This window comes from Candidatus Binatota bacterium (genome assembly GCA_012960245.1).
In the GTDB taxonomy this organism is placed as follows: Bacteria; Desulfobacterota; Binatia; order UBA1149; family UBA1149; genus UBA1149.
Genome location: DUBO01000042.1, coordinates 1 through 10,426 on the forward strand (window position 1 = coordinate 1; position 10,426 = coordinate 10,426).

4 protein-coding genes are annotated in these 10,426 nt (G+C 64.0%); 2 read left to right on the forward strand and 2 right to left on the reverse strand.

Annotated elements, in window-relative coordinates:
• Positions 1 to 2,427 precede the first annotated feature (2,427 nt).
• Positions 2,428 to 4,917 (forward strand): hypothetical protein, encoded by a 2,490-nt coding sequence (locus tag EYQ35_06940; protein ID HIF63869.1) that lies wholly within the window; start codon positions 2,428 to 2,430, stop codon positions 4,915 to 4,917.
• 82 nt (positions 4,918 to 4,999) lie between these two features.
• On the forward strand, positions 5,000 to 9,085 hold the full coding sequence (locus EYQ35_06945; protein ID HIF63870.1) for a hypothetical protein: 4,086 nt from the start codon (positions 5,000 to 5,002) through the stop codon (positions 9,083 to 9,085).
• A 63-nt stretch (positions 9,086 to 9,148) separates the two neighbouring features.
• Here EYQ35_06945 and EYQ35_06950 read toward each other — a convergent pair whose 3' ends face one another.
• Positions 9,149 to 9,940: a PhzF family phenazine biosynthesis protein gene (locus tag EYQ35_06950; GenBank protein ID HIF63871.1), complete on the reverse strand. Its 792-nt coding sequence runs from the start codon at positions 9,938 to 9,940 to the stop codon at positions 9,149 to 9,151.
• A gap of 3 nt (positions 9,941 to 9,943) precedes the next feature.
• Complete coding sequence (locus EYQ35_06955) at positions 9,944 to 10,414, reverse strand: DUF2269 family protein (GenBank protein ID HIF63872.1); 471 nt, start codon at positions 10,412 to 10,414, stop codon at positions 9,944 to 9,946.
• Between the last annotated feature and the right edge of the window lie 12 nt (positions 10,415 to 10,426).

A 10,426-nucleotide genomic window follows, 5' to 3' on the forward strand; every position in this document is an offset into this window, starting at 1 on the left:
GACGCCGACGCTCTTGAGCAGGACTGCGACCTGTTCGACAACAGCGCAGCTGACAACAGCTGTTCCGCGCTTGGCATGATCGTCAGCGATTTCGTGGGAACCGAGCCGGCCTCGAACACGCCCTGGACGGCGACCTCCTACCTGGCGCCGAACCTGGTCTACTCGGGCTGGTACCACGGTGCCGGGACCTACCCGGTCCCCGGGGTAGACGATGCCTTCGGCTTCTACGTGAACGCCACCGCCACTGTCAGCACCCTGGCCGAGGCCGTGGTTGATGACGAGTACCTGGGTTTCACGCTCGAGGATCCGGCGGGGACTGTCGACCTGAACGCGAAGAAGGTCAACTTCAGCATCCAGCGCTTCAGCTGGCACGCACCGAGGCGGTACTCCCTCTTCACCAGCGTCGATGGATTCCAGCCCGGTGACGAGATCTTCACCTCGAGCACCATTGCCCACGGCGACCTCGGTGTCGCCGACTTCGACTTCATCCTGCCTCTGAGCGGCTACGACGCGATCGCCGGGCCGGTCGAGGTCCGCCTGTACGCGCACGAGGGCAGTTACAACCACCAGACGAGCATGGTTGCCTTTGAGATCATCGAGCCCGGGCCGCTCTACACCTTGAATCTCAGTGCCGGACCAGGGGGTTCGGTGACCTCCGACCCGGCGGGGACGGTGTTCGAGGCGGGGACCGTGGTCAAGCTGCAGGCGACGCCGGCGGTCGAGCACTCCTTCGGGGGCTGGACGGGCGAAGTCTCGGGCCTGGGCAACCCCCGCAGCATCACCATGGGAGCCGACACCACGGTCACCGGCGTCTTCAACGTCAATCCGCCGCCGAATATGACCCTGGGGATGAACCTGGGCAGCGTCGTGGACTGGGCCACCTCGTGGGACTTTGTTGACGTGTTCCGGATGAGCCGGACCTGGCTCACGCGCAGTGTGGGCGGGAGCGAGTGGGACAGCGGGATGAGCGCAGAGATGCCGACCGACGCGAACGGCTGGCCAACGGGCCTGCCCTTCCTCGCCAGCGACGGGGCCAATCACTTGGCGCACACGCTGCTGCCCGCGCCCGAAGCGGGGGACTACACCCTGATCCTCGAAGGCGCGGGCCGTATCCGGCTCAAGGCCCAGGGCGCCGGCACCCAGGAGTTCATCCCCACCGGAGGCGGAACCTCGACCTACACCTTCACCGTGCCCCCAGGCGGGGAGGGCTACATCTACCTGGAGATGCACGACTCGTCGTCGAGCGCCGACTACATCCGCAATCTGCGCCTGATCCGGCCGGGTTTCGCCGGTGTCTATCAGAGCGATCCCTTTCACCCCCTCTTCCTGCAGCGGCTCGCGACTTTCGCCAACCTGCGCTTCATGGACTGGGGCGAGACCAACGCCTCGCCGCTGGTCTCCTGGAGCGAACGGACGACAGTGGACACCTACACCCAGACGCGCGACGAGGGGGTGGCCCTGGAGCACATGGTCGAGCTGGCGAACACTCTCGACCAGGACCCCTGGATTTGTATCCCGCACGAGGCCGATGACGACTACGTCCGGCAGACGGCCGCCCTGTTGCGCGACAGCGTGGATCCGTCACTGAAGATCTACGTCGAGTACTCGAACGAGACCTGGAATGGAATCTTCGAGCAGACCTCATACGTGCAGGCCATGGGATCGAGCCTGGGGCTCGATCCGGACCCTTGGACGGCGGGGCAGATCTTCTGCGCCATGCGCTCGGCGCAGATCTGGGAGATCTTCGAGCAGGAGTTCGTCGACGACAGCCGGTTGGTCAAGGTGCTCGCGACGCAGTCGGCGAACCTGTCCATCACGAGCGCGCGTTTCAGCGCCCTGAACGATCCGGCGATTAATCCCGCCTACAACATGCCGGACGCCCTCGCGGTCGCGCCTTACTTCGGCCAGGTCTACACCCCGGCCGACATTCCGCCCGCCGCGCCATCCTATCCCACGCTGGACGATATTCTGGACGTGGACGCGCCCGCGATGATAGCCACGGCGTGGGCCGACGTTGTTGCGCAGAAAGCCGTTGCCGATACGCAGGGCGCGCGGCTGGTCTGCTACGAGGGGGGGCAGCACTTCGTGGGTAGCCTCGGCGCCGAGAACGACTTGACCCTGACCGGCATCCTGCAGGCGGTCAACCGCGACCCGCGCATGTACCAGCGCTACCTCGAGTACCTCGACCTGCTTCACGACGCGGGGGTGTCGATGTTCGGCAACTTCAGCTACGTGGGGGACTGGACCAAGTGGGGCTCGTGGGGAGTGCTCGAGGACCAGGCCCAGCCCGTGGCGGACGCACAAAAGTACCGGGCCCTGGTTGACTGGACCCCCAGCGTCCCGCGCGTGGCGACGGCCTTGAGCTGCAGGTGACCGACGGTGCATCCGGTCCTTCCAGTAAACTACAGGGTGTGCCACCGTGGGCGGGTGAACAGGACCTGGACTCTATGCGCGGCCCTCCTGCTGGTCGCCGGTGCTGCCGGCGCGCAACCCCTGGGCAAATCTTCGCAGGCCTGCGTCAACGCCATGAACAAGGGCGCCGCCAAGGTTTCGTCGGCCCAGGCAAAAGATAACAGCGGTTGTATTAAGCAGGCCGCGCGCCTGGAGCCTGCCGGAACGGGCGCCGAGGCTTGCCTCGTGGCCGACCAGCGGGGCAAGATCGCGCGTGCACAGGCCAAGACCCTGGCGGGCGAGACCCGCAGCTGCGACGTCACACCCAGCTTTGCCTACAGTTCAGGCCAGCTGGTCAACGCGGCCGCCGCGCGTGAAACGATGGCGCTGATACACGACGTGTACGGCCAGGACCTGGACGCGGCCGTCGTGGGCAAGGACGCGGACCGCAACGGGGCCACCTGCCAGTTGAGCGCCGCCAAGGGATCGGCCAAGTTGCTGGCGGCTGTTTCTCGCGAGTTCGTTGATACCAAGAAGAAAGGTCTGCGCGATGAGATTTTTGCGGACGCGGCCTCGCTGCAGCAGGCCTGCTTTGACGCGATCAACAATGACCAACGCGGCAAGATCGCCCGCGCCGAGCAGAAGCTCGCCTCGCTGCTTGAAAAAAAGTGCGTGGCCCGTGGGGTCGACCTGGCGGCGGTCCTGGCTGGACAGTGCGCCGGCGAAGCCTCTGCCGGCTCTTCGGCGGCGGCTGACTGCGTCGAGGCGAGGGTACGTTGCCGCGCTTGCCGCCTGTTCAACGACGCCGACGCTCTTGAGCAGGACTGCGACCTGTTCGACAACAGCGCAGCCGACAAAAGCTGCCCCGCCTGTGGCGACGGCGTGGTCGATCCCGGCGAAGAATGCGAGCGCAATCCGGACGGGGAGTGGGGCGTGCCTGAGTTTACCCTTACTATCCCTGCGCCGCCCCTGGGGCAGGGTGCATACCTGGTCGACATCCAGGCATCGTATCCAGCCGTCGACTGGAGCACGCTCGACCGCCTTTACCTCGAAGGGGGTGAATACAAGTTTCTTCGTATAGGGAACCTCCCGGTGCGTTCGGCCGACCGACCGTTGATCATCACCAACGTCAACGGGCGGGTCCGCGTGGGTGGCCAGGGACACTATTACCTGCTCTCTCTCAGCGGCGGGTCCAACTGGGTCTTGACGGGCAAGTACGACCCGGTATCCCTGACAGGGGATGCCGCGTTCCCTGGACACAGGGAAAACAACTACGCCAATACCCGTGGAACCTACGGAATCCTCGTCGACGACGATTTTTATTTGTTCGGATCTGGGTTCTCAGGGGTCTCAGTAGGGAGCCAGGTACCGGTCGGCATCGTGAATCCGCCGACCAGTGACTACGAGCTTTCGTTTATCGAGATCCGCGAAGTGGGCTTTGCCGGCATGACCCTCAAGACTGACGACGGTACAGTACCGATGAACAACGTCTACGTTCACGACAACTATATCCACGACACCGGGAGCGAAGGGCTGTACATCGGCAGCACCCAGACGGCTCCGCAACATTCCTTCAACAACCTGCACATCGAAAACAACCGGATTCTGCGCACCGGGACCGAGGCCCTGCAGGTCGGGCAGCTTGGCGATGGCTGCAAGATCAATAACAACGTGTTCGCGCTCGCGGCCATTGACTGGAAGGACTCCTTCCAGGCCTTTCAGGACAGCACCAGCCAGATGGATGTGCGCTACGGCCAGAGCTCCATACACGACAACGTGTTCATCGGCGCGGCGAACACGCTGATCGGCTTCTTCGGTCAGGAAAGTGGAGACGTGCACGCACCCGGTGACGGCATGACGATCCACGACAATTTCTACAGCTCGTTTCGTTTCCTTGGGGCCTTCATGGGAGGCGACGCCGACGGGGTATCCGCGTACCAGGTCGAGCGAAACGTATTCCGGCAGTTCGACTTCCAACGCGACGAGATCTACGCGGGCAGCGTGCACCCGGGCCATCTGATCCGCGTGCACGCGACACAAACCAACCCGATCACGCTGCTAGACAACGTTTTTGACGAGCCCAGCCTCGAACTGGTCAACGGCCTGGGTGGAGCGCTCAACGGCACGGTGGGAAACATTACGGCCAGCGGCAACAGCCGTGGGACCGTCGACCCAGTCACGTTCAACGACTTTATGGGCTTGCCAGCCGACGTTGACTACTTGCTGATCGAGCGTTGGAGCGCGACCTCGAGCAGGGCAGGAGGAGTGCCCACGATCTACAACACGGGTGACTACGTCATGCACGAGGGGAACTTCTATTTGTGTGTCGAAGCAGGCACCCACTCGGGCAAGGAGCCGACGACCAATCCGACCACGTGGCAGCTGTTGCCGTTACCGGGCGACGATGTTCGGTTGGCCCCCGGCTCGGCTCATACGGGCCTCGGATTGCTCGACACCGTGCCAGTGGGCAAGAAACACTTGCGCGCCGGGAGCAGTGGCAAGGAGTTTTTTCCGGCTTTTCGATAAACGCACGGTGTACTCCCTCCCCGGACGAGCGATGGTAAAAACCGGGCTTCCAGTAGACCACGGGGCGTGACACCGTGGGCGGGTGACCAGAACCTGGACTCTCTGCGTGGCCCTTCTGCTGGTGGCTGGCGTCGCCGGCGCGCAACCCCTGGACAAACCTTCGCAGGCCTGCGTCAACGCCATGAACAAGGGCGCGGCCAAGGTCTCGTCGGCCCAGGCAAAAGAGAACACCGGTTGTATTAAGCAGGCCTCGCGGCAGGAGCCTGCCGGCACGGGTGCCGAGGCTTGTCTCGTGGCCGACCAGCGCGGCAAGATCGCAAGAGCCCACGCCAAGACCCTGGCGGGCGAGACCCGTAGCTGCGACGTTACACCCAGCTTTGCCTACAGTTCAGGCCAGCTGGTCAACGAGGCCGCCGCGCGTGAGACGACCGCGCTGGTACACGACGTTTACGGCCAGGACCTGGACGCTGCCGTGGTGGGCAAAGACGGGGATCGCAACGGGGCCGGCTGCCAGTTGAGCGGCGCCAAGGGCTCGGCAAAGTTGCTGTCGGCCGTTTTGCGGGAGTTCGTTGATACCAAGAAAAAAGGCCTGCGCGATGAGAGTTTTGCTGACGCGGGCTCGCTGCAGCAGGCCTGCTTCGACGCGATCAACAATGACCAACGCGGCAAGATCGCCCGCGCCGAGCAGAAGCTTGCCTCGCTGTTTGAGAAGAAGTGCGTAGCCCGTGGGGTCGACCTGGCTGCGGTCCTGGCAGGACAGTGCGCCGGCGAAGCCTCTGCCGGCTCTTCGGCGGCGGCTGACTGCGTCGAGGCGAGGGTGCGTTGCCGCGCTTGCCGCCTGTTCAACGATGCCGATGTTCTTGAGCAGGACTGCGACCTGTTCGACAACGGCGCGGCCGACAACAGCTGTCCTGCCTGTGGCAACGGCGTGGTGGAGGCCGGCGAAGAATGCGACGACGGCGTCGAGACTGCCACCTGCTACGCTGACTGCACGGCGACCGCCTGCCCCGACGGCACTTGCGGCCTTGGCGAGGATTGCGGCAACTGCGCGACCGACTGCGGTTCGTGTTGTGGCAACGGCAGCTGCGACAGCGGGCTGGGCGAAGACTACGTGAGTTGCCCGTCGGAATGCGATGCCCCGGGTAACTGCGACGTTGCTACCCCCTGGCAGGACATAGCACCCAGCCTGCTGGGCATAACCGACCTGTTGCCGTCGCTGCCCGACACGGCGCTGTCGGTTAGCTGGCCCGACCCGCTTCCGACTTTTCTCTCCGACACGCTTGCGCCCGTTGATCCACCGGTGGGTTGGACGCCCGATGATTCCACCTGCGACGTGTCGGTAAGCTGGGACGTCGATCGCGTCGAGGCGGGCCCCATCAAGGACTACGCCGGCGATCCTCACTGCCGTGTCACTCTCACCGACCACCCCACCAACGGCAACGCTCTTTTCTTCGCTAATCGCTGGCCCACGGGCAGCATACACATACCCATTTCGGGCGATCCGACCTGGGCGCAGTTTCGCTTTCCGCTACCGCCCGCGCACCGGGCGGTGCGCCTCAACTACAGGATCGCCTGGGCGCGCCTGTTCGGCAGCCAGCCCGATCCATGCCACGCCGACGACACCGACGAGCTGGGCAACTGCATTCCCAAGTACAAGGAGGCCGCCGAGGATTGGAGCGAGAATGTTCCACCCGGCCTGTTCCTGTTGTGGGGCAAGGCGGGCAACTGCCAGGGCTATGTGATTACCGGGCCCCACGATCCGGCGGCGGAAGTTTCTTACTCGGGAGCCCAAACTTACAGCGTAGACGTGCCTGAATCCTTGCAGACAGTAGACGAACTGGTGGTGGCGGCGTTCATATACCGCCAGTACCCCGGCGGGTGTGACGGGGCCAACTGCCTGTCGGGACGCTTCGTGTACAACAGCATGGCAATACAGGATCTCACGCTGGACACCGAGGAAATCTTTAATCCTCCCTCGCTACCGGCCCTCGACCATCCGAGGTTGTTCGGGGCGAACGAGCAGTGGCTGGCCGGGCAGGAAGTATTTAACAACCTGCCCTGTTACTACGCGCCGGTTTACGAGGAAGGCGCGGGCTGGGGCTCGGTAACAAACATCCGTAATATGTGGGACGTCTATACCCGGGGCGGCAAGGTCTGCAACGGCGAGGACCCCGTGCTCATCGAAGACCATCCCGACGCGGCTCCTTACCTGGACGGTACGGCTGCGGGTAACTGGAACGAGGACCGAGCTATCCGCGTGCTGCACCTGCTGCGCCGCGTGCGCGCCTGCCACGAGCAGGGTGGCGGTGGCTGCCAGTTTTCGCTGGCTGATATCGACGCGCTGGTGGCACAGTTCATAGCCGTGGAGATCGCCCGTTTCGGTGACTGGACCTGGGAGAACCAGAGCCTGGTGTTCGACCTGGGGACGCTACCGCCCATGCGCTACTGGTCTATATTTGCCGATACCCTGTGGGATGACCTGTCGCAGGCCGACCACGACATCATAGCCACCGAGATGGGCAGCCGTATCGATGTCTTTCTGCAGCACGCCGAAAACCACCACTGGGCGTTGTACAACGGCAACAACTGGACGCCGGTGTTGTCGCTGGCCGCCATGTACTGGGCGATTACCTATTACCACGAGGACCCCCGTGCACCGCAGGTGGCGCTGACCGCGCTCGGGGTTTTGTGGCTGCACCGTGATTTTTACCTGGCCGACGGCGCTTACAAAGAAGGGTTGATGATGTACACGCACGTGTCCTTCGACAACCTGCGGCAGATCAACATGCTGTCGCGCGCTACTTTCGGCGAGTCCATCGACAGCGTACGCTGGGACCGTATGCCCGCAGTGAGTCAGTGGGCGCTGGAGTTCCTGGCACCCGACGGCCTGACGGTGGACTACGGTGACTCCTGGGCCAAGCGCGGTTGGTCGACCTTCATGCCCCTGTACATGGCCATGGCGTCGGAGCTGATCGGGCAGGGGCCGGCGACCGTCGATCCCTGCACGGCGCGGGCTTATTTCAACAATCGCTGGTTCGACTGGGGCCTGCGCAATCCCTTTACTATTGATGCTTCGCTTGCGCGTGACTGGGTGGCCTTGGTCGAACAGTGCTCCGCGGCTGCGCTGGCCGGTACCCAGGTGACCGTGCTTGAGGAAGGCGGCTGGGGCAACATCCGCGTGGGCCTGCCCGGTTCTACGGTCACGGCGACGCTGGGCGATGTTGAACAACGCTACGAGCAGGCTGACCAGACCTTCTTGTCTGTAAGCGCCATCCCCAACACCTTCCCGCACACCGAGCTCGATTTCGGCAGCCTTGTATGGGTGGCTTACGGCACGCGACTTCTGGCTGACCTTGGTTACGGCTCGATTGATATCGGCTACGGGATTCCACCCGACTATGCTCCTGACAACAACCCCACCGGGCACAATACCCTGGTGGTACCCGGGGCCCTGTGGGACGGCGACCCGTCGACCAACACCAGCCAGGTAGAAGACACGCCGGGCATCATAGAGAGCCTCACCGTTTCTGGCATCGAGCTGCTGCACCTCGACGGTGACGCGGTTTATGGGCGTGATGACCTGGACGATGGATGGCTCGATACCTTTGACCGTTGGCTGCTGCCGCTCGATGGTGGGCACTTCATAGTCGCCGATGGCTTCCGGGTTAGAGCTGACCGGCCCGACAGCAGCGTGCAGGAGTACTGGCACACTTACGACATGCTCACGCCGCCGGCCGCGGTAGACTGCCACTACACCAGCCAGCACGTGGAGATTAGCTTGCCCGACCCCGGCCGCCTGCACCTGCTGCCGGTCTGCAGTTCGCTCGACCGCTATGGCGCGGCCGAGAGCGCGGGGGAAATTGTCGGGGCCTCGCTCGCCGCCGGCGGTTTCGTAGTGGATGCCCCCTTCGAGTTTCTCAACCGCCTTGGCGGTACCGAGCGCAGGGGCCGCGCGCGCTGGGTTCCCGACCAGGCGCTAGGCTCCGACCTGCGGGTATTCCTGCTGCTGGCTGCGCCGTCGGAAGGCGCGCTTCCGGCCGCCACGATCACCCAGGATCCCTGCGCGGCTGACAGTTGCTTCCAGGTCAGTATCGGGGCCGACACCTGGGAGCTATCCTTCTCGGGCCAGGACGGGGTCTACTACCTGCTCAGTGTCGTCCAGCAGTGACCGTCGGGGTGTGAAGCCGGCACTGCTGACGGGGCGGCTTGGAACACCACGGCGATGCGGTGCTCAGACTTCGACTTCAATGGTGTCGCGAAGGCTGTAATGCCCGCTGACCGCCACGTGGTCCACGAGCGTGTGGCAGAGTAGACGTGCTCCCCGTTCGGATAACTGGAGTACGACCACCTTGTCTTTGCCGTGCAGGCTGAGCCACATCGGGCCCAGCACCGAGCAGGACGAGCCGGTGGCAGGGTCCTCGGGTATACCCATGGCGGGTGCGAAGAATCGGGATTCGATATCGCAGCCGTCGCCGGGAGCGCAGACTATTACTTGGGCCTTGTCCAGTCCGGCCAGCGCTTTCATGTCGGGCTCAAGCCGTGCTATCTCGCCGGGCCTGTCAAACAGGCCCACGTAGTGGGTATCCGTAACCAGCACCGTGGTCGGGATGGCTCCCAGTGCGCCGGCCAGTTGTCCGTCATCGTCTGCAGGTTGGCATGTAAGCGCCGGCAGAATTATTTCAATCGATTCTTCGCCAAGCGGTCGAGCCTCCAGGCGACCGCTTCGGGTGTGAAAAGCCAGGCTGTGGATCGCCTTGCCCGCTTGGTCCAATAGCACCGCGGCGGTGGCCAGTGTCGCGTGTCCGCACAGGTCGACCTCGCAGGTGGGGGTAAACCACCGTAGGTCGTGGTCGCCGTCTTTGCGGGGGACTGCGAAGGCGGTTTCAGGCAGGTTCATATGAGCGGCGATGGCCTGCATCGCCTTATCGGGCAAGGGAGTATCGGGCAGGCATACCCCGGCCGGGTTGCCTCGCAGCCGCGGCTGATCGTCGAAGGCGTCTACCGTTGTTACGGGGACGTTCACTGTCTACAGGCTGCCCCTTGTTACCATGAGCAGGAACACGGCGATCATCGTCACGGTCGCGATAAGACCGGCGACGCTCCAGCGCCGGCTCAGGCTGATGTACTCCGCCTGGGCCTGGGCGTCATCGGCCGCGGCCGAGTGCGCCAGGCGTGCGAGCGCTGATTCTGCGCGAAAAGACCAGGCCAGTATGGCAGCCAGGACGGCGTAGAGCAGCAGGGCGGGCGGCAGCCAGCCGCTGCTGAACGAGTGCTCGCCGATCAGGGCCTGCACCAGTCCGGTGGCGGGCAGCAGCAGCGCGGCAGGCAGCATAAACAGACGATTGTTGAGCAGCACCTGCTGCATGGCCCAGCAGCGCCGCTGCCAGTCACCGTTGCGATCGGCTGCTGTTTTAAGCAGGCCGTTTGCCAGGCTGACGCCGAAAAATACCGACGCGGCCAGGAGGTGAACCGTCTTGAGCAGCAGTACCGGGTGCACGCGGCACTGTTA